The 26,411-nt window shown below is 36.5% G+C and carries 23 protein-coding genes; 19 read left to right on the top strand and 4 right to left on the bottom strand.

What is annotated here, in order from left to right:
* The first annotated feature begins 36 nt into the window (after nt 1–36).
* From IEX65_RS12540 to IEX65_RS12455, 18 genes are all read left to right on the top strand, one after another.
* Nucleotides 37–861: an energy transducer TonB gene (locus IEX65_RS12540; RefSeq protein ID WP_188766409.1), complete on the top strand. Its 825-nt coding sequence runs from the start codon at nt 37–39 to the stop codon at nt 859–861.
* Nucleotides 861–1,079 carry a hypothetical protein gene (locus tag IEX65_RS12535; RefSeq protein WP_188766408.1) on the top strand — a complete coding sequence of 73 codons (219 nt, stop codon included), beginning with the start codon at nt 861–863 and terminating at the stop codon, nt 1,077–1,079. Before IEX65_RS12540 ends, IEX65_RS12535 begins: the two co-directional genes overlap by 1 nt.
* Before the next feature lie 245 nt (nt 1,080–1,324).
* Nucleotides 1,325–2,227 carry a PstS family phosphate ABC transporter substrate-binding protein gene (locus IEX65_RS12530; protein ID WP_188766407.1) on the top strand — a complete coding sequence of 301 codons (903 nt, stop codon included), beginning with the start codon at nt 1,325–1,327 and terminating at the stop codon, nt 2,225–2,227.
* 215 nt (nt 2,228–2,442) lie between these two features.
* On the top strand, nt 2,443–4,185 hold the full coding sequence (locus IEX65_RS12525) for a tetratricopeptide repeat protein (protein ID WP_188766406.1): 1,743 nt from the start codon (nt 2,443–2,445) through the stop codon (nt 4,183–4,185).
* Nucleotides 4,186–4,370: 185 nt separating this feature from the next.
* The gene (locus IEX65_RS12520) at nt 4,371–4,943 is read left to right on the top strand and encodes an adenylate kinase (protein WP_188766405.1); all 573 of its coding nucleotides are present in this window, start codon (nt 4,371–4,373) and stop codon (nt 4,941–4,943) included.
* 101 nt (nt 4,944–5,044) lie between these two features.
* The gene (gene obgE / locus IEX65_RS12515; RefSeq protein ID WP_188766404.1) at nt 5,045–6,034 is read left to right on the top strand and encodes a GTPase ObgE; all 990 of its coding nucleotides are present in this window, start codon (nt 5,045–5,047) and stop codon (nt 6,032–6,034) included.
* 105 nt (nt 6,035–6,139) lie between these two features.
* Nucleotides 6,140–8,851 carry a sialate O-acetylesterase gene (locus IEX65_RS12510; protein WP_188766403.1) on the top strand — a complete coding sequence of 904 codons (2,712 nt, stop codon included), beginning with the start codon at nt 6,140–6,142 and terminating at the stop codon, nt 8,849–8,851.
* A gap of 117 nt (nt 8,852–8,968) precedes the next feature.
* Nucleotides 8,969–11,914, top strand: a complete 2,946-nt coding sequence (locus tag IEX65_RS12505) for a T9SS type A sorting domain-containing protein (RefSeq protein ID WP_188766402.1) — start codon at nt 8,969–8,971, stop codon at nt 11,912–11,914.
* Between the two features lie 144 nt (nt 11,915–12,058).
* Nucleotides 12,059–12,433, top strand: coding sequence for an NADH-quinone oxidoreductase subunit A (locus tag IEX65_RS12500; RefSeq protein WP_188766401.1), 375 nt, complete (start codon nt 12,059–12,061; stop codon nt 12,431–12,433).
* A 92-nt stretch (nt 12,434–12,525) separates the two neighbouring features.
* A complete protein-coding gene (locus tag IEX65_RS12495; RefSeq protein WP_188766400.1) occupies nt 12,526–13,071 on the top strand; it encodes an NADH-quinone oxidoreductase subunit B in 546 nt (181 codons plus the stop codon).
* 44 nt (nt 13,072–13,115) lie between these two features.
* Nucleotides 13,116–13,613 carry an NADH-quinone oxidoreductase subunit C gene (locus IEX65_RS12490; protein ID WP_188766399.1) on the top strand — a complete coding sequence of 166 codons (498 nt, stop codon included), beginning with the start codon at nt 13,116–13,118 and terminating at the stop codon, nt 13,611–13,613.
* Nucleotides 13,614–13,689: 76 nt separating this feature from the next.
* A complete protein-coding gene (locus tag IEX65_RS12485) occupies nt 13,690–14,925 on the top strand; it encodes an NADH-quinone oxidoreductase subunit D (protein ID WP_188766398.1) in 1,236 nt (411 codons plus the stop codon).
* Between the two features lie 14 nt (nt 14,926–14,939).
* Entirely contained in the window at nt 14,940–15,434 is a 495-nt protein-coding gene (locus IEX65_RS12480) for an NADH-quinone oxidoreductase subunit NuoE family protein (RefSeq protein ID WP_188766397.1), read from the top strand.
* 9 nt (nt 15,435–15,443) lie between these two features.
* Nucleotides 15,444–16,781: an NADH-quinone oxidoreductase subunit NuoF gene (gene nuoF / locus IEX65_RS12475; protein WP_188766396.1), complete on the top strand. Its 1,338-nt coding sequence runs from the start codon at nt 15,444–15,446 to the stop codon at nt 16,779–16,781.
* 62 nt (nt 16,782–16,843) lie between these two features.
* Complete coding sequence (locus tag IEX65_RS12470; RefSeq protein ID WP_188766395.1) at nt 16,844–17,935, top strand: NADH-quinone oxidoreductase subunit G; 1,092 nt, start codon at nt 16,844–16,846, stop codon at nt 17,933–17,935.
* A gap of 105 nt (nt 17,936–18,040) precedes the next feature.
* Nucleotides 18,041–19,216, top strand: coding sequence for an NADH-quinone oxidoreductase subunit NuoH (nuoH, locus tag IEX65_RS12465; protein ID WP_188766394.1), 1,176 nt, complete (start codon nt 18,041–18,043; stop codon nt 19,214–19,216).
* A gap of 106 nt (nt 19,217–19,322) precedes the next feature.
* The gene (locus IEX65_RS12460; protein ID WP_188766393.1) at nt 19,323–19,868 is read left to right on the top strand and encodes a NuoI/complex I 23 kDa subunit family protein; all 546 of its coding nucleotides are present in this window, start codon (nt 19,323–19,325) and stop codon (nt 19,866–19,868) included.
* 31 nt (nt 19,869–19,899) lie between these two features.
* On the top strand, nt 19,900–20,436 hold the full coding sequence (locus IEX65_RS12455) for an NADH-quinone oxidoreductase subunit J family protein (RefSeq protein WP_188766392.1): 537 nt from the start codon (nt 19,900–19,902) through the stop codon (nt 20,434–20,436).
* A 65-nt stretch (nt 20,437–20,501) separates the two neighbouring features.
* Here IEX65_RS12455 and IEX65_RS12450 read toward each other — a convergent pair whose 3' ends face one another.
* Complete coding sequence (locus tag IEX65_RS12450; RefSeq protein WP_188766391.1) at nt 20,502–20,855, bottom strand: hypothetical protein; 354 nt, start codon at nt 20,853–20,855, stop codon at nt 20,502–20,504.
* 714 nt (nt 20,856–21,569) lie between these two features.
* Between IEX65_RS12450 and ade the strand changes: the two genes are divergently transcribed.
* Entirely contained in the window at nt 21,570–23,207 is a 1,638-nt protein-coding gene (ade, locus tag IEX65_RS12445) for an adenine deaminase (protein ID WP_188766390.1), read from the top strand.
* 129 nt (nt 23,208–23,336) lie between these two features.
* Here the strand turns inward: ade and IEX65_RS12440 are convergent, their stop codons facing one another.
* From IEX65_RS12440 to IEX65_RS12430, 3 genes are all read right to left on the bottom strand, one after another.
* On the bottom strand, nt 23,337–24,284 hold the full coding sequence (locus tag IEX65_RS12440; RefSeq protein WP_188766389.1) for a threonine ammonia-lyase: 948 nt from the start codon (nt 24,282–24,284) through the stop codon (nt 23,337–23,339).
* A 34-nt stretch (nt 24,285–24,318) separates the two neighbouring features.
* Entirely contained in the window at nt 24,319–24,759 is a 441-nt protein-coding gene (locus tag IEX65_RS12435) for a DinB family protein (protein WP_188766388.1), read from the bottom strand.
* An 86-nt stretch (nt 24,760–24,845) separates the two neighbouring features.
* Nucleotides 24,846–26,393, bottom strand: a complete 1,548-nt coding sequence (locus tag IEX65_RS12430) for a putative maltokinase (protein WP_188766387.1) — start codon at nt 26,391–26,393, stop codon at nt 24,846–24,848.
* Nucleotides 26,394–26,411: the final 18 nt, after the last annotated feature.

The following is a 26,411-nucleotide window of genomic DNA, read 5'->3' as shown; positions in this document are numbered from 1 at the left end:
TTAAGTAGTTGATATTTAATGACAAATTAAAAAAATATGGACCCTAAAAATAATGTCAATGTTACCTTAGATGACATGGTGTTCGAGACCCGTAACAAGGCCTATGGAGCATATGACCTAAGAAAGACATACAAAAAGACGGTCAACCGTTCACTTTTGTATGGTTCGATTGCATTTTTGGCAGCTGTGGGTGCTCCAATGCTTTATGCGTCAATCACGCCGAAAGCAAAGAAAGAAGTTGCGGTAGAAATCGACTTAGCTAAGTTGAAAGAAGAGAAAGTGGAAGACAAACCACTTGACCTTCCGCCACCGCCACCACCAGAGCAAAAGCCACCTGAAGTTGCTACAATCAAATTCTTACCTCCTGAGCCAAAGCCAGATGAAGAGGTAAAAAATGAAGAGCCGCCACCACCTGCTGAGCAGATTGAGAAAGCGGTAATCTCAAACGAAACTAAAGAAGGTGTTGAGTCTGATGAAATTGCAGCTGCTCCACCTCCAGTAGTTGAAGCTCCAAAAGCCGTTGAGATTGAGCAACCTAAAGAAGATGAAATCTTTACAACAGTTGAGCAACAACCAGAATTTCCAGGCGGTATCAAAGAAATGTATGCCTTTATTGGTAAAAATCTTAAATACCCATCGGCTGCTCAAAGAGCAAACGTTTCTGGAAAAGTTTTTGCAAAATTCGTTGTTGAGAAAGACGGTAGCTTAGGTGATGTTCAGATTTTAAAAGGAATCGGTTTTGGTTGTGATGAAGAAGCACAACGTGTATTGAAATCAATGCCAAAATGGAATCCTGGTAAACAAAATGGACGTAGCGTAAGGGTATTCTTTACTATGCCAATTTCATTCGTTCTTGAATAATGTTGCAGAATCGAAAACCAGAAGGTTTCAGTCAAATTACAATTTATATCAGAGCATTTACAGCTATTGCGTATGTTGTAATGGGAATATATGTTTTTATGAAGCGTACGCTTCTTCCAGTATCTGATGGTGTCGCTATGATAATGAGTGTTTTAATCATTGTCTATGGGATATTTAGAGGTTGGGGAGCATATAATGCCTACAAAAACAGTTTATAACTTCTGACTGGCTTAATATTGAAGGCCACTTCCTGTTAATGGAAGTGGCTTTTTTACTTTTGTGACCATATTCTATGTTATTATTGGTATAAATTTTTGAAGAAAATTTTATTTTTTGATTTTTGTATTGTTTAAGAAAATAATAGCAATATATTTGTGATTATATATTTAGCAAATAATCTAAATATTTTTAGGCAATTAATTGTAGTATTTGAGCGTTTAAGTATTAACCACCGAAGTTTATAATGAAAAGAATACTTATTGTGATGTGTACAGCACTTGCATTATGGCAGTGTAATTCACAAGAAAAACAAGATTTACCTAATGAAGGTGAGATTACTATTGCTGCAGATGAATCATTGCAGCCAATTGTAGAGGCAGAAGTGATGGCCTATAACGCCCATTATCCGAAAGCTAAACTCAATGTGGTGTATGTGCCAGAGCAAAGAGCTATGTCATTGATGATGAATGATTCGGTTAATGTTGCGATAGTAACTCGTGAAGCAACCCCAGGCGAAAAAGCAGTTTATACAAGTAATAATATTCCTTATTTACCAGCCAAAATGGCTCTTGATGGAGTTGCTATCATTAGTAATACTGAAAGTTCGATTAAAAATCTTTCAGTTATAGAATTGAAAGAAATGTTTGAAGGCCAGAAAAAAACAGATATTAAGTTGGTTTTTGATAATAGTAGTTCAAGTAACTTAAACTACATGATTCAAAAATTGGGCTTAAAAGACATAAAGAAAGCCAATATTTTTGCGGCAGATGGTAATAAGGACGTGATTGAGTATATCAAGAAAAATAAAAATGCCATTGGTGTAATTGGTGGAAACTGGATAAGCGATATTGATGATTCAAAAAGCCAAAGTTTTATAAATAGTATTCACGTGGTTGGGATTTCGGATGCAAAAACACCAGATAAATATTACACGCCAACAACAGCCAGTTTGAAAGCAAGAAAATATCCGTTTGAAAGAAGAGTAATTCTTCATACCAAAAAAGGATATGGTCTTACAAGTGCATTTATTAGATTCTGTTGTGCGTATATAGGGCAGTTAGTTGTTGAAAAATCTGGTTTGTTACCATATTATATATACGAAAGAGAAATAATATTAGAAAAAAAGCCAGTTGGAAAACTGCCATAATAGGTAAAATTAGGAAGTTATGTAGGAAGGCTAATTAACGAAACATTAACATTTTTTTTGATAACTTTCCAAACAAAAAACTGTCTAAACAATAAATAGCAAAAGAATAAAAAAGAGAAGCATAAAAATATTTTTTTATCTAAACGACATTTTATTTAACTTTGCTTACTTTTAATTAAAACCAAGAATCTGTAAACCTAACTTTTAGAGTGAAAATGAACAAGATTTTGAAATCTTTGGCAGTAGCAGCAGTAGCTGTACTGACGTTGTCGTTCCACACAATGGCACAAACTGTGCAGGACGGACTGAGAAATTTGGATGCTGAGCGATACAATGCTGCTGAAACCATTTTCAAGCAATTGGCATCAACTGCTCCATCGGCAGAAAACTATTATTATCTTGGCTACTTCTATCTTAATTTACAAGATGAAGAAGGAAAAGTAAGTTCGGCAGACTTAGAAAAAGCAAAAGATGCCTTTACTAAAGGTACGGCTTTAGATGCAAAGAAACCAGACCCATTGAATCGTGTTGGTTTAGCAACTGTTAAATTATTATCGGGAGATAGAGCAGGTGCGAAGGCTGATTTTGATTTAATTAAAAAAGATACGAAAAATAAGAATGCAGATGTGATTTTTCGTATAGGTGAAGCTTATTCTTTGTCAGCAAAAGTTAACGACCCAGCGGAAGCTGTGACAAATATTCAGGCAGCGTTAGATTTACAAAAAGTAAAAAACAACCCTGATTATTACATTGCAATGGCAAAAGCATACTTGATTAAAAATGACGGTGGTGCTGCCATGACTGCTTTGGAAAATGCTGCTAACATGGGCCAAAAATTAGCGAAAATCAAAACTTTGATGGGCCGTGTATGGTATCAAGGTAAGCAATATCAAAAAGCTGAAGGGTTTTTCAATGAAGCAATTGCTGCTGACCCTGAATATGCACCAGCTTATTATTACTTGAGTTTGCTATATACAACTTTCGGTAAATTTAATAAAGCTAAAGAAAATGCTTTGTTAGCATTGAAGAAAAGTGAGGCCACTGCTGCTGAAAAGTTACGTTACATTAAGTTAGCATTTGCAAGTAAAGATTATGATGGTGCATTAAGTGTACTAAATGAGATTTTTGATGCAGAAAAAGACCCAATCAAATATCGTTTGAAAGGTTATATTCAAACAGAGAAGGGTGAGTGTGCTGAGGCTGTAAAAAATATCACAGAGTTTTTGAACAAGGCAGAAAAAGAGCGTCATTTAGCTTCTGATTGGGGTATGTTAGGTCGTGCTTATGCTTGTATCAAAGATGATGCAAACAAGAAGTTGAACGATTCATTGTCTATCATCAACATGGATATTGCAATCGAGAAAGGTGATTCTACTTTTGATTACAATGGTGCTATCATAAACAACTATAAAGCAGCTAAAAACTGGCCTAAAGTTGCTGAACGTCTTGAGAAATATATTTCTACCTCTAAAAAAGGTGGTAATGCAACTGACTATTATAACTTAGCTGATGCTTATATGCGTTCAAGAAACTTCATTAAAGCAGATACAGTTTATTCAAAAGCTATTGAGTTATACAAAGACACATGGATGTTCCCGTATATTCAAAAGGCTCGTGCAAAACAATATGCTTTAGGAAATACAGTTGATAGTACATTCTCAGCAGCACCGTTATATGAAAAATATATAACTGTTTCGACAGATGCAATGAAAGCAGATGTGAAAAATGCTAAGTATTTCTCAGAAGCTTACGGTTATTTAGGATACAAAGCATTATTAGTTGAGAAAAACCCTGCCAAAGCAACTGAATACATGAATTTTGCTTTGAAGTACGACCCAACTAATACAAAAGCTCAGCAAGTATTGCAAAGCATTAATGGTGGAACTACACCTCCTGCAGGTGGTACTACGCCACCAAACAATAACTCACCTAATGGTGGAGCTCAGCCTAAAAACTAAGTAAGAAAATATATTTTAAAGAAGCCTAACTATATTTTAGTTAGGCTTCTTTGTTTCAAAATGATAATTTATTTCTATTAAAAGATACATTTTCTAAAAATTGCTTTTATTTTTGCCGTTAATACTCTTTTAACTAAGATTTTTTATAGAACTAAACCTCCTAATTGTTTAAGAACCAATCAAATATGTTTAATTTAGTAATATTCGGTCCTCCAGGTGCAGGAAAAGGTACTCAATCGGCAAAGATTATTGATAAATACAAATTGGCCCATATTTCTACTGGAGATATGTTCAGAATGCACATTAGTCAAAATACTGCACTGGGTCAAAAAGTGAAACAAATCTTGGCAGATGGATTATTAGTACCTGATTCTATTACGATTGATATGTTGGAGGAAGAAGTTCAAAATAACCCAGATGCAACTGGATTTATTTTTGATGGTTTTCCTCGTACAGTTGCACAAGCCGAATCACTTGATAAATTTTTGGAAGGAAAAGGCCAAAAAATAGATTTAGTATTACAATTAGATGTAACTGAGGCTGAAATCAAAAACCGTATTGCCGAAAGAAAAAAAGTAAGTGGAAGAGCGGATGATGATGAGGATAAATTAATCAAACGCATTGATGAGTATTTTACTAAAACGATTCATGTTTTACCGTTTTATCAAGAACAAGGTAAAGTGGTTAAAATCAATGGAATAGGTGAAGTGGAAAGTATATTTGGCATGATTTGTGCCGCAATTGACGAAGCAAAATAATTGAAAATACTCTTGTTTTGGAGTATTTGTTTTAGGACATTTTAAAGTAAAATATCATTTAAAATGTCCTTATATTGTACATTGAGATATTGATTTTAGCTATGACGAGTAACTTTATTGATTACGTAAAAATAAACTGTGTTTCAGGGAATGGTGGTGCTGGTTCAAGGCATTTTAGACGTGAAAAACACGTGCCTAATGGTGGCCCAGACGGTGGTGATGGTGGTAGAGGTGGACACATAATTTTGCGTGGAAATTCTCAATATTGGACTCTTCTACACTTAAAATACCAAAAACACATTAAAGCTCAGCATGGCGTTGCAGGTGAAGGCGGGCGTAGGTCAGGCCGTCAAGGTGAAGATGAAATCATTGAGGTACCGCTCGGAACAATTGCACGTGATGCTGAAACAGGAGAAGTGATGGGGGAAGTTACCGAAGATGGGCAACAAATTATTTTGTTGCCAGGCGGTAGAGGTGGCTTGGGAAACTGGCACTTTAGAAATTCAACTAATCAAGCTCCTGAATATCATCAATCTGGCGATTCTGGACAAGAGTTGTGGATTATTTTAGAACTAAAAGTATTAGCAGATGTGGGCCTTGTAGGCTTCCCAAATGCTGGAAAATCAACATTGCTTTCTACGGTATCGGCAGCTAAACCAGAAATTGCCGATTATCCATTTACAACTTTAACCCCTAACCTTGGCGTCGTTGCCTATCGTGATTTCAAATCGTTCGTAATGGCCGATATTCCTGGAATCATCGAAGGTGCATCTGAAGGCAAAGGTCTTGGGCTTCGCTTCCTAAGACACATCGAAAGAAACTCAATTTTGCTGTTTGTGGTTTCTGCCGATGCTGAAAATCCAATGAAAGAGTACAAAACACTACTCAAAGAATTGAAAGTTTATAATCCAGAATTACTCGATAAAAAAAGAGTGCTTAGTATTTCGAAGATTGATTTAATTGACGAAAAACAAATCAAGAAAATAAAAGCCAAAATTCCCGAAGATTTACCTTATGTATTTTTCTCGGCTGCAACTAATCAAGGAATTGATGAGTTGAAGGATTTAATTTGGCAAAATTTAGAAAGATAAATTGTGTATTGAACCTACACACTATTTTCATATTGATTAAAAATAAAATTCAAACACACAACTCCGATTGATAATCTGAGTGAACCTTTATTTAATGATTTCGCCATGAAAAAAACTTTTTTAAGTTTATTTCTCTTGGTGCATGTAACCGTTTTTGCTCAAGTGGCAATCACATTTCCTGTGAATAGGGCAGTTTTTCAAAGAAACTCCTCAAATACAGGGATGATTCCTATTGCAGGTACGTTTCAGACCCGAGTTGAAAGAATTGATGCACGACTGACTCCTATCATTGGTGGTAATGCCGTTGACTGGACTGCTATTGCTGTAAATCCTAATTTTGGAACTTTCATTGGTAATATTTTTGCTCAGGCAGGCTGGTACAAACTTGAGGTACGTGCTTCAAGAGGAGGAAGTGTTGTAGGCACTTCGACTATCGAAAAGGTTGGTATTGGCGAAGTGTTAATTGTTTCAGGACAATCAAATGCTCAAGGATACGAAAACCGAGGAAATCCTCCAGCCAATGATGATAGGGTAAATTGTATTACAAATTTCTACTCATATGGTCAAATAACCGAACCCCCTTTTCCTACTATTGCTCAACTAAGCGAGAATGTCAAGATAGCACCACTCGGAAATGGTTCTTGGTGTTGGGGGAAACTTGGCGACCTTTTAGCTGAAAAACTAAATGTACCTATATTGTTCATCAATACTGGTTTTGAAGCAATGGGTATTGAGGCGTGGAGTAAAAGTGCTGATGGTGAACGAGGTCAGGACTTTTATTCTGGGAATTTTGCCTTACCAGGGTATCCATACGAAAACCTAAAGAAATCGCTACACTACTATACCAATATGTTTGGTGTTCGTTCGATTCTTTGGCATCAAGGAGAAACAGATAATGATAAACGTACAAGCACTGAAAAATATCGTCAGAATTTGGAATATATTATTTCAAGAAGTAGAGGTGATACTGGTAAAAATATAAGTTGGATGATTAGTCGAGTTAGTCGAGTTAGTTCAGGAACATATCAGCCAGTTATTGATGCTCAAAACCAAGTAATTCAAAATTATCCTAATACATTTGAAGGCCCTGATACCGACCAAATTCTTGGCAGGACAGATGGCGTTCATTTCTTTGGAAGTGGATTAGTTGATTTGGCTCGAGCTTGGAATAGTAAACTTGACTTAAACTTTTTTGCAAAAGCCAATCCAATTCCACCATCATCTACACTTTTTTTTGATTTAAGATGTAATACAGAAAATGCTCAGAAACCCGTGCAAATTTTTATGCCAAATGGTTTTAAGGAGTATTATTGGACAAACGGTTTTAGTGATATTGCCAATACCGCTTCTTTAGAAACTAATACGGGATTTTATCGTGGCCGTGCGATTGATTATTTGGGTAATGTTTATTACACGCCTCTCGCTAATTATACTTCTCTATCTGTCACAAATCCTCCTTCTATTCAAGCAGAAGGGGCTACAAGTTTTTGTGAAGGTGAGAGCGTAAAACTAACTTCTAATGTTGACCAAGATATTTTTTGGAATACAGGAGCGAGTTCTAAGTCGATTGTAGTTAATCAAAAAGGCAATTATACTGTTAGTCAGGTAAATTATTTAGGATGCTTTGCAAAATCTAATGGTATTTCAGTAGATATTTTACCGAAGCCTGATGTAAAAATTGTAGCTGAAGGAGAAACGACATTCTGTGCTGATAAATCAGTAAAGTTGACAGCAAATACATTAAGGAATCTTGTTTGGAATAACGGAGAAACAAATATTTCAATTACAGCAAATCGGAGTGGAGATTATTTTGCTCGAGCAAAAAATGAATTTGGCTGTGAAGGAATATCTCAAAGTATTAAGATAAATGTCAATCCATTACCCGAAAAACCAATTGTAACTGCTGATGGTCCGACTGTATTTTGTGCAGATAAATCGGTGAGGTTGATTTCAAACGTCACTAATGGCATTACTTGGAGTACAGGAGATAGAACATCAAGTATAAACGTCACGAAAACAGGAGAATATGTAGTAACAGCACGGAATGATTTTGGGTGTCAGAATTCGTCTAACTTTATCCCAATAAAAGTTAATCCATTACCTCCAAAACCATTAATTACTGCCAGTGGGCCAACTACTTTTTGTGATGGTGATAATGTCAGAATTTCTGCCCCAGAAAGTCAAGCATATCAATGGAGTAATGCTAAGACTGCAAGAGAGCAGACAATTACTTCTTCTGGATTTTTCACAGTCAAAACAATTGACCAAAATGGCTGCATTTCGCCTTCTTCCGATGAACTGGAAATAATAGTTAAGCCTTCTCCAATTGGAATAAGTGTTTTACAGACAGGTACATTTACACTCGAAGCCCTTGCCAGTGGACTTTTTGATGCTAAATATGAGTGGTATAAAGATAATGTATTATTGACCAATACTTCAGTTGTGATTAAAGCAAAGACAGAAGGGGTCTATAATGTGAAAGGTTCAATATTATATCAATTAGGGGCAGGAAGGACATTACGATGTTATTCCCCACTTTCAAGTGGATATAGATTTAAAATTGACCCATCTGTACAAGGTATGAGTGTATTTCCTAACCCAGCACCCAAATCAATTATTAATATCGAAACACAAGAAGACCTGCAAGATGCAGTCGTTGATATTTATAATCTAAGAGGAACCCTAATTAAAAGTTACTCAGTACCTAACTTTGATGCCAGACGAACTTTCGATTTAAGTGAAATCCAGAAGGGAGGCTTTCTTGTCAATGTAAAAGCTGAAAATTTTAATGTAATTAAACGAGTTTATATTGAATAAATCTTAGATTTTTGCCATTAAATAACTTTTTTTAATAAGAATAGTAGATGCTGTATTGATTATAGGTACAGGCTTTTGTAAATTTGTAGGAGGCTATGAACCTTAATCCGTTTAAAAATGAATTATTTAAGGAATTGGTTAATATTGTTATTGAATATTGTTCTTTTAGACACCTATTCACAAATACAAATAACCTTCCCCGTTTCACGTATTGTTTTTCAAAGAAATAACCAAAATCAAGCAACTGTAAATATTGCTGGAAGTTATTTTCAACAACTTGACAAAGTAGAAGCAAGGGCAGTACCTGTCTGGGGAGGACAAGGTACTGAAACTGGTTGGAATGCCGTTCAGGAGTTTAAAAATAATGGCATTTTTAGTGGTACAATTCAGCTAAATGGTGGATGGTATAATATTGAAGTTAGAGGTATTTTAAACGGAAATATTATCACGACCTCAACTCTCGAAAGAGTAGGCGTAGGGGAGGTATTTATAGTAGCAGGTCAATCAAATGCACAAGGAGACCAAGGGTATTCTGGTGCAACGATTGGTGCTACTGACGATAGAGTTTCGACTATTAATTACTATGACCCTGCACTTAATGAAGATAATTTGCCCTTCCAGTTCTCGCAAATGGGGAATAATACCAAGATGGCACCTTACAATTACGTTCCATGGTTTTGGGCAAAACTTGGAGATAAACTCGCACAACGATTAAATGTTCCTGTTCTTTTTTATGGTGCAGCATTAGGTGGACTAAGTTGTGAGGTATGGAGACGTTCGGCCGAAGGACAGGACTTGAGACAAGAATTACCTACATTCGTTAAAGTTGCAGGGATGCCTTATAGAGGTATGAAAGCAGCCTTACAACAGTACGTTACTCGTACAGGAGTAAGAGCTATTTTGTGGCAACAAGGTGAGAGTGATGGGAGTTCAAGTGGAGAAACTTATTATAATAACTTACGAACTGTAATCGAAAAAAGTAGGTCAGACTCAAAAAAAGATGATTTGGCTTGGGTTGTTGCACGTTCATCACGTAATCCTTCTATATTACCTACTGTTATTGAGGGACAAAATCTAACAATTCAACGAGTACCAAATGTTTTTTCTGGCCCACCGACCGACGAAATAGTTGGAGCAAACTTTAGAGCCGATGGAATCCATTTTCATAATGATGGTTTATGGCTGGCATCGGATTACTGGAATAATTATCTTGATGGGAACTTTTTTTCTAATTCTCAACCTTTAATGGCGAGAAATTTACCTGTTATCACTATTGCTTGTAATCCCAATAATACTACAAATAAGTTTACAATTATTACTGGTGGATATCCACTTTATAAGTGGAGTAATGGAGGTACTTCAAACTTTATTACTGTTTCAAATGGTACATTTTCTTTTAAAGGCATTGATGAGGTAGGAAATACTATTTTCTCACAACCATTTACAATATCTACGAATAATAATGTAACTCAACCTGTGATTTCGGCTAACGGGAATACAACTTTCTGTGATGGACAAGGTGTTGTATTAACATCAAATATCAGTAGTGGAAATGTATGGAGTAATGGTGAAAGAGGGCAATCGATTGTTGCTCGTGGTTCTGGAAACTACTCTGTAGTTAATTATTCACTCAATGGATGTGCTTCGCCTGCATCTTCGTCAATTAATGTAAATGTACTTCCTTCTCCATTTAATTTTATAAATGCAAGTAAATCTCTGCCAATTTGCCCGGATGAAACTGTTGAGTTATTTACTACTAATAATGATGGTACTTCGTACACTTGGAATACAAATGAAACCTCTAAGCGGATTACTGTAAATAAAGCAGGGTCATATAGTTTGCGTATAAAAGGCCAAAATGGTTGTGAATCACAATCATTTATTGATGTGAATTTTCGTTCTCGACCATCAACTAATATTTTAGCAGATGGTGAAACCACTTTTTGTTTGGGAAAGAGTGTAAATATTTTTCCACAGAATGACTTTTCATCATATATGTGGAATACCGGAGCTACAACAAAGACGCTCAACGTTCGTACTGATGGCACTTATACATTACGAGTAAAAGATAATTTTGGCTGTGTATCTGATGCAATTACAAAGAAAATTACGGTAAACGCTCTTCCTGTAGTAAAAATAAAGGCAGATGGAGTTGATAAATTTTGTGAAGGAAATGTCGTTATTCTCTCGCCACAAATACAGTCCGCTTTAGGGTATAGATGGAGTACTGGTGAATCTTCAAAGGAAATTTATGTAGTTAAAGATGGACTATATACTTTGTCTGTAAGAGATGAAAATGGCTGTGAATCCACTCCAGACTCAATTAAACTAACATATATACCCTCGCCAATTGCTTCGATTACTTCTTCTGAAAATATCAATACGATATGCGATGGGTCATCACTATCGTTGGTTAGTAATGATGCCACCGCCTATGCTTGGAGTACTGGAGCAACCTCAAAAGGTATTTCGGTTGATAAAGCAGGAGTTTACTCATTGAAAATTAAAGATGATAAAAGTTGTTTATCAAAGGCTGTTTCTTTTGAAGTATTTGTAAAAGAAAGTCCTCCGACTCCTTCGGTAAGTTTGGAAGGTTCATTCCAACTTCACGCAATACCCAAAACTAATTTTGATAATCAGTTATTTAGTTGGAAAAGGGATACAGAGCAGCTTTCTACAATATCAGCAATTCTGAAAGCCAATGCCTCTGGTATGTATTCGGTGCGTGCAGTTTGGAAATATTTACTTTCTAATAATAAAGAGTTGTTGTGTTACTCTCCATATTCGAGTGCAGTTGAAGTATTTATTCCGTACCTCGATAATGGTTTTAGAATATATCCAAATCCAAATCCGACAGGAATATTTACGGTTGAAACGATTGGTGATAGTCCAAATGCTGAAGTTGCGGTATTTACCCTTACTGGACAAAAAGTATATTCAGGTTCTTTCAGTGATTTAAAAGAAAAACGAACCCTTGATTTAAGACAATTAGAAAAAGGTGTCTATATCATTCGTCTTGTTAGTGGTTCTTATGAAGCATCTTCAAGAGTAATCCTAAAATAAAAAAGGGGTGAAAATATTTTCGCCCCTTTTTTATTTTGTTTCTAAGTATAACAATAGTAATTTTGGGACATAAAAGACGAGAAGTAGTAAAAAGCTGTAAAAATCAAATTTTGTAACCCTTTGACTACTGTTAATTATTGATTTATGAAAGAATATTTGCCTTCAGATTTCCTCCCAATTTTGGTGCTAATCATAGCTGCCATAGGGTTTATTGTCACAACGATGATTGTAACTCATGCAATTGGTCCAAAACGTAAAAGTGAATTAAAAGATGCACCATTTGAGTGTGGTATTGACTCCGAAGGTGATGCCCGTACACCAATTTCAATCAAATATTTTCTAACTGCCATTTTGTTTGTTCTTTTCGATGTTGAGGTTATTTTTATGTACCCTTGGGCAGTAAATTTTAAAAAACTTGGATGGTTTGGCTTTGTCGAAATGGTTGTGTTTCTTACACTTTTAATGGCAGGTTTTTACTACATCATTCGTAAAGGCGTATTGAGCTGGGAAAGAGATTAATAATTTGTTTCTACCAAAACAAATTACACTAACACATAGTTGAAATAATAGATATTGTAGTTCTACAATTATACTATTGATAATAAGAAAACATGAGTAATCAAATAAAAACAATAGAAGCTCCCGAAGGATTTGAAGGTTCTGGCTTTTTTGCAACTTCATTTGAAAAAGTAATCGGAATTGCACGTAGTAAATCATTGTGGCCACTGCCGTTCGCAACTTCTTGTTGTGGTATTGAGTTTATGGCAACCATGGGTGCTCACTACGATATTTCACGTTTTGGTTCTGAGCGTCCGAGTTTTTCTCCTCGCCAAGCCGATTTGTTGATGGTAATGGGAACAATTGCCAAGAAAATGGCTCCAGTCGTTAAGCAAGTTTATCTTCAAATGGCAGAGCCTCGTTGGGTAATTGCAGTTGGAGCTTGTGCTTCGAGTGGTGGTGTTTTTGATACCTATTCAGTTTTACAGGGTATTGACCGTGTGATTCCTGTCGATGTGTATGTGCCAGGTTGCCCACCACGCCCAGAACAAATTTTAGATGGATTGATGCAAATCCAAGAATTGGCCGTTAATGAGTCACTTCGCAGAAGAAATACTTCCGAATATCAAGCTTTATTAGAATCATACAATATTCAATAAAGTAAAGATTTCTTATTGAAGAAAGTTTAAATTTTAGATTTAGAATGACTAATCAACAAATAGCTGAAGATGTAGTTGCCAAATTTGGAGAAAATACCCACTCTTTTGAAGAACCTTGGGGTTTGCTCACTTTTACTACCAATCGTCAGAATATTATCTCGCTTCTTGAGTATTTAAAAAAACACGAAACTTTTCGTTTTAACTTCTTGACCGATTTGACAGGTATTCATTTGCCAGATAATCAAGGAGCTGAGTTCGGAGTGATTTATCACTTGCATAGCCTCGAAAACAATGTGCGAATTCGTATCAAAGTTTTCTTGTCGCAAGATGATTTACATATTCCTACCACAACCACTCTTTGGCCAACCGCCAATTGGATGGAAAGAGAAACTTATGATTTCTACGGAATTCTTTTCGACGGTCACCCAAAACTAATCAGAATCTTGAATATCGAAGAAATGGACTACTTCCCAATGCGTAAAGAATATCCGCTCGAAGATGCCACTCGTGAAGATAAGATTGATGCTTTATTTGGAAGATAATACACCCCCAGTTAATGGGTAATATACAATAATAAATACTTTTCATTATTAGTCTCCTTCAGGGGATAGGGGTTTTATGGAAGACTTACTAATACCAAAAAATACATCAGATGCTTTGGCCTTAAATAGACCAATAGTTGAAGATACTGAATTTACTACTTTAAACCTTGGGCCAACTCACCCAGCCACGCACGGTATTTTTCAGAATATCTTGAAGATGGATGGTGAGAAAATCGTTTCGGGCGAACAAACAATTGGTTATATTCACCGTGCGTTTGAGAAAATTGCCGAGCGTCGTCCTTTCTATCAAATAACAACACTTACTGACCGTATGAACTACTGTTCGTCACCCATCAATAATATGGGATGGCACATGACAGTAGAAAAACTTTTGGGTGTAACCGTACCGAAAAGAGCTCAGTATATTCGTGTCATTATGATGGAGTTAGCTCGTATTGCTGACCACATTATTTGTAATTCAATCTTAGGTGTTGATACAGGTGCTTATTCGGGTTTCTTATACGTTTTTCAAGAACGTGAAAAAATATATGAAATTTATGAAGAAGTATGTGGGGCTCGTCTAACAACTAATATGGGTAGAATTGGTGGAATGGAAAGAGATTTATCTCCAACCGCAATCGCCAAAATCAAAGATTTGATTTATAATAGTCTTCCAAAAGTATTGGCTGAGTTTGAAAAACTTTTCAATCGTAACCGAATTTTTGTAGATAGAATTGTAAACGTTGGCCCAATTACGGCCGAGAGAGCATTAGAATATGGTTTTACCGGCCCTAATCTACGTGCGGCAGGTGTTGACTATGATGTTCGTGTAATGGAGCCATATTCATCTTATGAAGATTTTGAGTTTGATATTCCAGTAGGACATAACGGAGATACTTACGACCGTTTCATGGTTCGTAACCAAGAAATGTGGGAAAGTATTAAAATTATTCGTCAGGCTCTCGAAAATTTACCTGAAGGTCCATATTACGCTAACGAGAATCATTACTATTTACCTCCAAAGCATGATGTTTACAAAAACATGGAAGCTTTGATTTACCATTTCAAAATAGTAATGGGTGAAATTGATGCTCCAGCTGGCGAAATCTATCACGCAGTTGAAGGTGGCAATGGAGAACTTGGATTTTATTTAGTGAGTGATGGTGGACGAGCTCCATATCGTTTACACTTCCGTCGTCCGAGCTTTATTTATTATCAAGCATACCCAGAGATGTGCAAAGGAGTTTCAATTTCTGATGCCATCGTAATTATGAGTAGCTTAAACGTAATTGCTGGAGAGTTAGATGCTTAATAACAGATTATACAATGACTGAAAATAATAATATAGTTTTTACGCCCGAAAGACTGGCGAAAGTACAAGAAATCATCGCACGTTATCCTGAAGGGAGACAAAAATCCGCTTTATTACCAGTCTTACACTTAGCACAAGAGCAATTTGCTTGGATGAGCCAAGGTGTAATGGATTATGTAGCGAGTTTATTGTCTATTAAGCCTGTTGAAGTTTATGAGGTGGCATCATTTTATACGATGTTTCATTTAGAGCCAGTAGGTAAACACGTAATTGAGTATTGTCGTACTGGCCCTTGTGTATTGATGGGTGGGGAAGAGGTGTTTAGCCATCTTCAACAAAAATTGGGTATTAAGAAAGGTGAAACAACTGCCGATGGACTTTTTACTTTGAAAGAAGTAGAATGTTTGGCAGCTTGTGGTTGGGGACCATGTTTCCAAATTCGTGAAAAGTATTATATGCACTTGAACAACCAGAAAGTTGACGAAATTATTGAAGAACTTTCTAAGTAATAAAGATATATGTCACTAAAAATATTAACCGAACATTGTAGTACACCTGGAATTGAAACTCTTGAGGTTTATCGTAAGAAAGGCGGTTATACAGCCGTTGAAAAAGCCTTGAAAAAAATGACTCCTGATGAGGTTGTAGAAGAGGTCAAGAAATCTGGCGTTCGTGGACGTGGAGGGGCTGGTTTCCCAATGGGAATGAAGTGGTCATTTTTGGCAAAGCCAGAGGGTGTGCCACGTTATTTGGTTTGTAATGCAGATGAATCAGAACCGGGTACATTCAAAGACCATTATTTAATGAAAACTATTCCTCACTTATTAGTTGAGGGAATGATTATATCAAGCTACGCTCTTGGTGCAAACAAATCATTCATCTACGTGAGAGGTGAGTTGATGTACGTCATTCGTATTCTTGAAAAAGCTATTGAGGAGGCAAAAGCTGCTGGTTTCTTAGGTAAAAATATACTTGGAAGTGGCTACGATTTAGAATTGGTAGTTCAACCAGGTGGAGGTGCTTACATTTGTGGAGAAGAAACTGCTCTTTTAGAATCACTCGAAGGAAAACGTGGAAATCCAAGAAATAAGCCACCTTTTCCAGCTGTCAAAGGTCTTTATCAAAGTCCGACAGTAGTTAATAATGTTGAGTCTATCGCCACAGTATCTTGGATTGTCAACAATGGTGGTGAAGCTTATGCTGCTGTTGGTGTGGGTAAAAGTACAGGTACAAAATTAATTTCAGCGTCGGGTCATATCAATAAACCGGGTGTATATGAAATCGAACTTGGACTTTCTTGTGACGAATTCTTGAATTCTGACGAATATTGTGGCGGTGTTCGCACTGGTCATCGTCTGAAAGCAGTTGTTGCTGGTGGTTCATCAGTGCCGATTGTCCCAGGGTCATTATTCTTGAAAAACGCCAATGGTGAAGATAGATTAATGTCCTACGAATCATTATCTGATGGTGGATTTGCAACTGGAACAATGTTAGGTTCGGGAGGTTTCATCGTTTTTGATGAAACAGCTTGTATTGTTCGCAATACTTGGAACTTCTCAAGATTTTATGAACACGAATCTTGCGGTCAATGTTCCCCATGCCGTGAAGGAACTGGCTGGATGCAGAAAGTTTTGAATCGTATCGAACACGGAAAAGGTTCGATGAGTGATATTGATTTATTGGTTGATGTATCGAAAAAAATAGAAGGAAATACCATTTGTCCATTGGGTGATGCAGCCGCTTGGCCAGTTGCCAGTGCGATTCGCCATTTCCGTGATGAATTTGAGTGGCATATCAAACATCCACTTGAAGCAACAAAACCGGGTGCTGTTTACGCAGGTGCAGTTTTGGTTTAAGCCGTTCATCTGTAAAATATTATTTTAAGTAAGAAAAAAGAAGTTTATTATCAGAAAAACTGATGGAAGATATAAAACCAACAATGTTTAAGGTCACTGTGGATGGAGTGGAAGTAGAAGTTGCTCCGGGAACAACCATCATGCAGGCAGCTCGCCAAATCGGGCCAGAAGTAGCACCTCCAGCCATGTGTTATTACGAACCACTCAAGGGTTCGGGTGGAAAATGTCGTGCTTGTTTGGTAAAAGTTGCAGCTGGTTCGGCCAAAGACCCACGTCCGATGCCTAAATTGGTTGCTTCGTGTATTACACCTGTGCAAGATGGTATGGTAGTTGAAAACTTCACCAACCCACAAGTAGTGGAGGCTCGTAAAGGAGTAGTTGAGTTTTTGTTGCTCAATCACCCACTCGATTGTCCAGTTTGTGACCAAGCAGGTGAATGTCATTTACAAGATTTTGCTTTTGAAAATGGTGTAAGCACAACTCGTTACGAAGAAGAGCGTCGTACATTCGAGAAAGAAGACATTGGTCCATATATCCAACTACACATGACACGTTGTGTGTTGTGTTATCGTTGCGTTTATACAGCTGACCAAATCACCGACGGACGTGTTCACGGTGTGATGGGAAGAGGCGACCACGCTGAGATTTCAACATATATTGGTCGTGCGATAGATAATGATTTCTCAGGAAACGTAATTGATGTTTGCCCAGTAGGAGCTTTGACCGATAAAACTTATCGTTTCAAAAACCGTGTTTGGTTCTCAAAACCAGTAGATGCACACTGTGATTGCGATAAGTGTAGTGGAAAAGTTCAATTATGGTATCGTGGCGATGAAGTAATTCGTGTAACTGCTCGCAAAAACGAGTGGGGCGAAGTTAAAGAATTCATATGCAACACTTGCCGCTTTGAAAAAAAGAAAACCAGCGATTGGGTAATTGAAGGACCTACAAAAGTAAATCGTGCTTCAGTTATTTCAGCCAATAAATATGGTGCTAACTTGATTAAGAAACCTGATTTTGCATTAAAATTGGCTGAATCTCAATACAAAAAGATTGATGATTCTCGTCCGTATGTAAATGAAATGGCTGAAATTAAGCAATCAGAAGATTATAAAGCTTTAATGCAAAAAAATGAAAGCTTTTTTAAGAAGTAATTTTTGAGTTTTCATTAATAATATTTTGAATTTATTTGGAGTTGCGATTGAAACGTAATTCATAAATCATAATCCATCGGGCAAGCCCGTCGTAAATTTTTAATTATGAGTTCTTTTGTACAATGGCTGACTGAAAGTATGTTTCTTTGGAAAGCTCTCATTATCATCGTAATTTTTGCAATCACACTCGGCATTGCAGCTTACTCAACTTGGGCTGAGCGTAAGGTTGCTGCTTATATTCAAGACCGTCGTGGTCCGAACCGTGCTGGTTGGGGTGGTTTGTTACAGCCTTTAGCCGATGCGGGTAAAATGTTTTTCAAAGAAGATTTTATTCCAGCACAAGCCGATAAATGGTTATTTATTTTAGGCCCATGTTTATCAATGTTTACTGCTTTAATGTCGAGTGCTGTTGTGCCGTTTGGTAATTCATTTATAATTGGTGGAAAAGAAGTTTTTGTTCAAGCTATCGAAATCAACATTGGTATTCTATACGTTTTTGGTGTAGTTTCACTCGGTGTATATGGTGTAATGATTGGTGGATGGGCTTCTAATAACAAATTCTCTTTGTTAGGTGCTATTCGTGCAGCATCACAAAACATCAGTTATGAATTAGCAATGGGTATGTCAATCATTGCCATTTTGATGATGTCGGGTACATTGTCAGTTCGTGAGATTGTATTGCAACAACATGGCGGAAATTGGAATATCTTCTATCAACCACTTGGATTTTTGATTTTCACAGTTTGTGCATTTGCTGAGTGTAATCGTACTCCATTCGATTTACCAGAGTGTGAAACTGAGTTAGTTGGTGGTTACCACACAGAATATAGCTCAATGAAATTAGGTTTTTATCTATTTGCAGAGTACATCAATATGTTTGCTTCTTCGGCAGTGACAGCTTGTTTATTCTTTGGTGGATATAACTACCCAGGTATGGATTTCGTAGAGACACAGTTAATATCAGCTTTAGGTGCAAATGTTGGTCATAATGTTGCTACTTTGATTGGTATTGGCTCAATGTTTACAAAAATATTATTTGGTATTTTCTTCTTTATGTGGGTTCGTTGGACAGTTCCACGTTTCCGTTATGACCAATTAATGAATCTTGGTTGGAAGGGTCTTATCCCGTTGGCCGTTGCAAACCTTGTTATTACAGCTGGTGCGATTCTTTCAGGTTATAAATTAGTTGGAATCTGGGCAGGCTTAGGTTTAATGATTGTACTAATTTCTGTAGGTTGGTCATTACGTCCGAAAAAGAAAAATGCTATAATGGGAGCTTAATTGGTTTCCTTTTTACAATCACTTATTAATGTGAGCGATTGGCTATAAATAAAAATATTATTTTGAAGGCTTTAGTGATTTCTCTAAGGCTAAATTGATAAAAATTATGCAATTAACTAATAGAGCAAAAAAGACTGATAAATCCGAATTAAGTTTATTCGAGAGAAGTTATTTGCCTTCTCTTGCTACAGGTTTAGGAATTACTATTAAACACTTCTTCCAAAAGAAGCCAACAATCGAATATCCTGAACAAAAACGTTATTTAGGACCAGTTTTTCGTGGACATCATATCTTGAAAAGAGATGAAGAAGGACGTGAGCGTTGTACGGCCTGTGGGCTTTGTGCAGTTGCTTGCCCTGCCGAAGCTATTTCAATGGTTGCTCAAGAGCGTGTAAAAGGTGAAGAACACCTCTATCGTGAAGAAAAATATGCAGCAGTATATGAGATTAATATGCTCCGTTGTATTTTCTGTGGACTTTGCGAAGAAGCTTGTCCGAAGCAAGCGGTTTACTTACGTCACGATAAATTTGTACCTGTATTTACAGACCGTTCGGATGTAATTTATGGCAAAGACCAATTGGTAGAAGACATGAATCAACGTTACCAAAGAGATGCTTGGACCAAAGAAGATGCCATGAAGCTTTGGAAATAATTTTTATTAAGCCTTAGATTTTAACCAGAATATGCAAAATATACTTAGTTTACCTCCAATTTGGTACACTTTCGCAATCTTATCAGTACTGACGCTTTTTGGTGCATTAGGTACTATCATGTCGAAAAACCCAGTGCATAGTGTCATCTATTTAATCGTGACCTTCTTCTCGATTTCGGCACATTATATTTTATTAAATGCACAATTTTTAGCTGCTGTCAACATCATCGTGTATGCAGGTGCCATTATGGTTTTGTTTTTATTCGTGATTATGTTCTTAAATATGAAACAAGAATCTGATGAGATGAAGAATAATAAATTAATTACTACTGCGGTGATAACTGCTCTTTTATTGGGTGGTATTTTAATTATATTTCTCAGAAGAGCCGAAAAGCAGAAAGTTGATGTAACAAGTTTCAGTTCTCAAACAGGTATGGTTGAGGTTTTAGGTAAATCGCTTTATGGAGAATATTTGTTACCATTTGAGTTAGTTTCTGTATTGTTTTTAGTAGCAATGGCAGGAGCTGTAATGTTGGCAAAACGTGAAGCTGGTGAAAGACACTTCTAAGCTTAGGTAAATAATATGATAAAAGCGTCTTGTAAAAACTTACAAGACGCTTTTTGTTTTATGGTTTATTTAGCATCAATTATGATAGCATTCTTTTTTCTGAATTTATTCACAAACTCATTATAAGTGTTTTCGCCTTTTAGAAAATACCTATAAAACCAAATGATTGTGGCACTTGGAATAATATCAGTAAAAGGAATAATTTCTTCCAAGAAACCTGCCACTGCACCAAACGTTGTACGGTGAACGGCGTAAATTAAAATAGAAACAATTGGTGCAATTACCAAATCTGCTGCTTCGCCCAGTGCTGGAATTAGATAAGAAGCCATCCCTAAGGCATCAATAGCTAAACTTGCCATTAAATCTTTACGTTTTTTTTCTTTAAAACTTTGTGAAACGCTATCACTTTGATTTGTCATTATTAAAGGAGAATGAGGGGTGTATTTTCATTCAATATAATTAAACGTAGATTCGTTGGAAAAGTATCAGAATTAGTGAGGAATTTTTATGAATGGTTAAAAAGGCCAATAATTGGCTATTTTTGATGGAAATCTTAGATAATGCAGAAAAAACAGGTGTTATTACTACAAAATCTGTGCCAAAATTAAGCAACTTGCAAAATTTACGGATAACCGCTTGATATGATGGGAAAATATATCAAATTAAAAAATTATCCATTCAATAACTTTTTGGCACGGTTTTGGTTTTAAAAGTAGTGTTCGCAAAAGATACACACAGATAAATAATAGCGTAAGAAATCACTAAGCTATTGTTGTAAAAATATTCAAAAAGGTTCACTCAATAGACTTAAAGTCATCTGATATTATTGGATGACTTTTTTATTTTTTTGGTATATTGAGTAAAAAACTCCGCAGAGATTTCTCCCTACGAAGTTCTCGAAATCACTCAGCAACTTGTCGAATTAAAAGGTTCACTCTTTTTAAACTTACATTTTAAGTGATTTCGTTTATTAGACTATCAAATCTATTCTTTGGTCACAATTCGATTGTAATTTTTATCTAATTCAGTACTTTTCAAGCTAATTTCGACAATAATTGGCTTTTGATTAATATTTTTTCTAAAAAAAGATTTATTTTACACGACTAAAAAAATGTGAATCCTAAATTTCGGCAATGATAAATTTAAGTGCCAATATAGTTAATGTGTTTGATGGTACGATTTCGTACGGAACGTTGATTATCGAAAATGGTAGAATCCATCAAATAAATCTCCAAGGACCAGAAAAAGAAGGTGAGAAGTATATACTGCCCGGTTTGGTAGATGCCCATGTTCATGTTGAAAGTTCGATGCTTACACCCGCTCAATTTGCTCGTTTGGCGGTTGTACATGGAACCGTCGGAACTGTTTCTGACCCACACGAGATTGCCAATGTTTTGGGAGTGAAAGGTGTAGAATTTATGATTGAAGATGGGCGTCGTGTACCATTCAAATTTTGTTTTGGAGCTCCTTCTTGCGTGCCTGCAACTGGCTTTGAAACCGCAGGTGCGGAGATTACTGCAAAAGATATTGCACATTTATTTACGTTCAAGGAAGTCGGCTATTTGGCTGAGATGATGAATTTTCCGGGAGTACTGCACGAAGACCCGATGGTAATGCAAAAAATTGCTTTAGCACAGGCATTTAACAAGCCCGTAGATGGTCATGCCCCTGGTTTGAGAGGTGCTGCTGCAAAAAAATATATTGAAGCAGGAATTGAAACCGACCATGAGTGTTTTACAAAAGGCGAGGCTTTAGAGAAACTCAAGCTTGGTATGAAAATATTGATTCGGGAAGGAAGTGCTGCTAAGAATTTTGAAGAACTAATTCCGTTAGCGGATGAATATTTTGCTAATATGATGTTTTGCTCGGATGACAAACATCCTGATAATTTGGTCGAAGGCCATTTGAATCAATTGGTAAAAAGAGCGGTAGCAAAAGGAATTGATAGATTTAAAGTGCTAAGAATGGCTACTATTAATCCAGTTCTGCATTATAGAATGAATATTGGTTTACTTAGAGAAGGAGATTGGGCTGATTTTATAGTAGTTGATAATTTAGATGATTTTAATGTAGAAGCAACGTATATCAATGGACAGAAAGTGGCTGAAAATGGCGTTTCATTGATTGAAAATTTACAAAGTGAGATTATCAATAATTTTGATTGCGAACCACTTGAACCAAAGCAAATTGAAGTTGTTGCTCCAGAAAATGTTCAACGTATGCGAGTTATACAAACCATTGATGGACAGTTGATTACCAATGAGATATTTGTTGAACCCAAAGTAGAAAATGGTTTGGTCGTATCTGATTTAGAACAGGATGTTCTAAAAATTGTAGTTTTGAATCGTTATAAAACTGCTCCACCAGCCATTGCATTTATCAATAACTATGGTTTGAAAGAGGGGGCTATTGCATCATCAGTCGGGCATGATTCGCATAATATCATTGCAGTAGGAGTGGATGATTTTTCGATTTGCGAAGCAATTAATTTAATTATACGTGAAAAAGGTGGAGTGGCAGCTGTAAGTAATACTAAAAGAGGGGTGCTTGGTTTGCCAGTGGCGGGTTTAATGAGCAGTGATGATGGCTATAAAGTAGCTGAAAGTTATACAAAAATTGACCAATTTGTAAAGGAACAGCTTGGTAGTACGCTAATTTCCCCATTTATGAGTCTTTCGTTCATGGCATTGTTAGTTATACCAGCTTTAAAACTCAGCGATTTAGGACTTTTTGATGGAGAGGAATTTAAATTTGTAGATTTATTTGAATGATAAATAGTCCACGGTCAATAGTCTATAGACCACAGCAGTTCTCTTAATTTGATAACTTAGTGTAAGCAATATATGGTGCAAATTACTTAATAAACGAGGTGAATTAAAAACTTACCTCGTTTGTTGGTTTTAGAATGGTAATTTCCCCAAATCGACATTTCCACCAGTAAGAATAATTCCTACTTTTTTCCCAGCAAATCTTTCTTTTTGTTTTAATAATGCTGCAAATGGCACTGCACACGAAGGCTCAATAACTATTTTTAATCGCTCCCATATCAGTCTCATAGCAGCAATGATTTCTTCATCGCTTACAAGAATAATATCTTTTACATACATTCTGATAATCTCCAGCGTTTTATCTCCTAAATTTGTCATCAAGCCATCTGCAATGGTCTTGATATAAGGTGCTTTCTCAATTTTTCCACTTTTAAATGATAAAATCGCATCGGCTGCACCTTCTGGTTCACCCGAAATTATTTCTGCTTCTGGCAGCAAATAATGTGTGGCAAGGGCTGTTCCGCTTAATAGTCCACCACCTCCAACAGGGGCCATAACCACCTGTAAATTAGGTACTTCCTCAATTAGTTCGAGCGTTGCGGTTGCTTGTCCTGCAATAACATCATAATTATTAAATGGGTGAATAAACGTAGCTCCTGTTCGGTCAATTACTTGCTGAACTGTTGATTCGCGTGCTTCGAGTGTTGGTTCGCACTCAATGATTTCTCCATTAAGGGCTTTCACTCCATTCTTTTTGATGATTGGAGCATTACTTGGCATTACTATATACGCCTTCGTACCAACCGTTTTAGCGGCCAAAGCAATAGCCTGTGCATGATTGCCTGATGAGTGGGTAGTGATGCCTTTCTCTTGTTCTTCTTTTGATAAAGATAAAACGGCATTCATCCCCCCCCTTGCTTTAAATGCACCAATCTTCTGAAAGTTTTCACATTTAAAATATATCTCACAGCCAGCAAGTTCATTAATGCTCGCTGAACTTAACACTGGCGTATGATGAATGAACGGTTTAATACGTTCATGGACTTCTTTGATGTCGTTGAGGCTTGGTATATGATTCATATTTTGGAGAACGGTTTTCTAAGTCGCTCGAGAATTATCTTATGTATAGGATATAATCAGTTGCTGGTAAGGTTTCAACTTTTCCCTTCAACAATATAACTACTTGCCCCCTATGATAAGAAGCATGCAAAGCCAAATGACTTAGGATTTGATTGATAGTACTCGTAAAATGCTGACCAGTAGTTGTTTTATAGGCAATTAGTTGTTCAAAATCCTGTGTATTAATAATTTTATTGATGTCGGTATAGTTAATCTCCAAAAGTTCGAGCATGATTTCTTTATCAAATACTTCCCAAACTTTTAGTTCAGTCACATTACCATTGATTCGGTCGAGCCAGATTCGTTGGGCGGCAATCGTGTGCGAAAAAATCTCAATTGCACGTTGAGGTGTTTCGGAAGCACAGATAATGCTCTCCAAAACCTTCAGATTTGCCCAATGTTCATGCTCAAAAATTTGTTTAAAATATTCTTTCATTAAAAATACTTATCTAACGAAGTAAAAGAACTTTGTGGAACTATTGACTGCTATACGAACGTCGCCCACATCGACCTTGGACGACTTTATCTTCTCAATTTTTCAACTTCTGCTAAGACTTCAGCGATACCTTTGAGTGGAATTTTTACCCAACTTGGTCGATAATTTACTTCGTAACCAATCTCATAAACTGCTTTTTCGAGTAAGTGGAAGAGCAAAAGATAGTTGATTTCGTTGTTATCTCTGAATAACGGATGAGGATTTCCAAAAACCGAAAGATATTCTTCGAGATATGTATCTTTGATGAGTTTATACCATCTGTCAGCTGCCCTCTGTAGTTGAAGTTCGTCGATTTCGCTTGTTTCTGCCGAATTATAGAGTTTAGCCGACACAGCATAATGGTATGAGCGAATCATTCCTGCTACATCTTTTAGTGGCGAATGTTTTATTTTACGCTCCGAAATCGTGCTTTCGGGTTCACCTTCAAAATCAATAATCACTAAGTCATTTTCTGTTGCCAAAACTTGCCCCAAATGATAATCGCCATGAATACGTGTACGGTATGATAAAAGTGGTCGAGTAAGCACTTGGTCAACAAAATCAAGAATTAAATCTTTCGATTCCATGAATTTCCAAGCCAGTGTTTGAGCTTGCTCATCGAGACGTAAATAATTGTCTGTCAATAGATTATATCTGCGTTCGAGTAGATTTTCCATTTTTTGATGTAAAAATCTACGATATTGACGGTCGAATGGCTCGGCATTGAACGTATCTGCACCACGAAGAGCAAAAAGAGCTTTGTGCATTTCGGCGGTTCGATGAGCCAATAGTGCCACTTTTCCAAAGACTGATTCTTTAATTTGAAAATTACCATCTACAAAGGCCACCAAAAAATCATTCAGATAATCGCCCGTCATGCTCCAATCGTCTTTTTCACTTTTAATGACTTCAACCATTACTGCAAAGGTGATTTCAGCATTATCGGCACGTTTCCAAGTGATACTACCCGCAAATCTCGGAATATTTCTAAACTCCGAATGTTGAGTAATGAACTCAACCATTTCGGCTTCGGGATTTGTTTCGGTGAATAGTTTTCGGTAAAGTTTGAGAAAATACTTGTCTCCGAAAACCATAGCTGAGTTAGAAGAATCAATGTTTGGTAAAAAGGAATCAATTACTTCTGATTCTGCTACAAATGCTTTTCCATTGAAGAAAACGAGGTTATCGTTATTGCTCTGTTTGTATGTTTGTTTATGATAAACGCTAGAAAATAAAGCATTTCGAAAGTTTACATCATAAATAGCATCCACTAAATAGCCGATTTTCTCATCCATACTGGCTTTGCTCAAAATACCTTTTGCGGGTATTTCTTGAGTACCTTCTTCAACAAATGATAGTGGTAAAAGATATAATTCGCTGTCGCCTTCTTCGTATTTAGATTCAAATGTCATGAAAATAAATTCATCGAAGTGAACGGCATCTTTAACTTTTAATTGCTTGATTTGGCGAGCCTTTCCCGCAAACCAACGGCATTGAGCAATATATGGCGGTAAAATATTATCTTCTAAAACTGTGTGTACGTATTTATCTTTTTCGAAGCCTTCCCATTCAATTGCTAAAACAAATTCAGTCATTGTATTTTCGTTTTTTAA

Origin of the sequence: Emticicia aquatilis (assembly GCF_014644295.1) — a bacterium.
GTDB lineage: Bacteria > Bacteroidota > Bacteroidia > Cytophagales > Spirosomataceae > Emticicia > Emticicia aquatilis.
The sequence above is the reverse complement of the archived record's forward strand: the minus strand, read 5'-3'. Positions and strand labels throughout refer to the sequence as shown.

What these genes read in the sequence shown, in the direction of transcription:
- IEX65_RS12540 (WP_188766409.1), top strand. Translation starts at nt 37, where the DNA reads ATGGACCCTAAAAATAATGTCAATGTTACCTTAGATGACATGGTGTTC.
- IEX65_RS12535 (WP_188766408.1), top strand. Translation starts at nt 861, where the DNA reads ATGTTGCAGAATCGAAAACCAGAAGGTTTCAGTCAAATTACAATTTAT.
- IEX65_RS12530 (WP_188766407.1), top strand. Translation starts at nt 1,325, where the DNA reads ATGAAAAGAATACTTATTGTGATGTGTACAGCACTTGCATTATGGCAG.
- IEX65_RS12525 (WP_188766406.1), top strand. Translation starts at nt 2,443, where the DNA reads ATGAACAAGATTTTGAAATCTTTGGCAGTAGCAGCAGTAGCTGTACTG.
- IEX65_RS12520 (WP_188766405.1), top strand. Translation starts at nt 4,371, where the DNA reads ATGTTTAATTTAGTAATATTCGGTCCTCCAGGTGCAGGAAAAGGTACT.
- obgE (WP_188766404.1), top strand. Translation starts at nt 5,045, where the DNA reads ATGACGAGTAACTTTATTGATTACGTAAAAATAAACTGTGTTTCAGGG.
- IEX65_RS12510 (WP_188766403.1), top strand. Translation starts at nt 6,140, where the DNA reads ATGAAAAAAACTTTTTTAAGTTTATTTCTCTTGGTGCATGTAACCGTT.
- IEX65_RS12505 (WP_188766402.1), top strand. Translation starts at nt 8,969, where the DNA reads ATGAATTATTTAAGGAATTGGTTAATATTGTTATTGAATATTGTTCTT.
- IEX65_RS12500 (WP_188766401.1), top strand. Translation starts at nt 12,059, where the DNA reads ATGAAAGAATATTTGCCTTCAGATTTCCTCCCAATTTTGGTGCTAATC.
- IEX65_RS12495 (WP_188766400.1), top strand. Translation starts at nt 12,526, where the DNA reads ATGAGTAATCAAATAAAAACAATAGAAGCTCCCGAAGGATTTGAAGGT.
- IEX65_RS12490 (WP_188766399.1), top strand. Translation starts at nt 13,116, where the DNA reads ATGACTAATCAACAAATAGCTGAAGATGTAGTTGCCAAATTTGGAGAA.
- IEX65_RS12485 (WP_188766398.1), top strand. Translation starts at nt 13,690, where the DNA reads ATGGAAGACTTACTAATACCAAAAAATACATCAGATGCTTTGGCCTTA.
- IEX65_RS12480 (WP_188766397.1), top strand. Translation starts at nt 14,940, where the DNA reads ATGACTGAAAATAATAATATAGTTTTTACGCCCGAAAGACTGGCGAAA.
- nuoF (WP_188766396.1), top strand. Translation starts at nt 15,444, where the DNA reads ATGTCACTAAAAATATTAACCGAACATTGTAGTACACCTGGAATTGAA.
- IEX65_RS12470 (WP_188766395.1), top strand. Translation starts at nt 16,844, where the DNA reads ATGGAAGATATAAAACCAACAATGTTTAAGGTCACTGTGGATGGAGTG.
- nuoH (WP_188766394.1), top strand. Translation starts at nt 18,041, where the DNA reads ATGAGTTCTTTTGTACAATGGCTGACTGAAAGTATGTTTCTTTGGAAA.
- IEX65_RS12460 (WP_188766393.1), top strand. Translation starts at nt 19,323, where the DNA reads ATGCAATTAACTAATAGAGCAAAAAAGACTGATAAATCCGAATTAAGT.
- IEX65_RS12455 (WP_188766392.1), top strand. Translation starts at nt 19,900, where the DNA reads ATGCAAAATATACTTAGTTTACCTCCAATTTGGTACACTTTCGCAATC.
- IEX65_RS12450 (WP_188766391.1), bottom strand. Translation starts at nt 20,855, where the DNA reads ATGACAAATCAAAGTGATAGCGTTTCACAAAGTTTTAAAGAAAAAAAA.
- ade (WP_188766390.1), top strand. Translation starts at nt 21,570, where the DNA reads ATGATAAATTTAAGTGCCAATATAGTTAATGTGTTTGATGGTACGATT.
- IEX65_RS12440 (WP_188766389.1), bottom strand. Translation starts at nt 24,284, where the DNA reads ATGAATCATATACCAAGCCTCAACGACATCAAAGAAGTCCATGAACGT.
- IEX65_RS12435 (WP_188766388.1), bottom strand. Translation starts at nt 24,759, where the DNA reads ATGAAAGAATATTTTAAACAAATTTTTGAGCATGAACATTGGGCAAAT.
- IEX65_RS12430 (WP_188766387.1), bottom strand. Translation starts at nt 26,393, where the DNA reads ATGACTGAATTTGTTTTAGCAATTGAATGGGAAGGCTTCGAAAAAGAT.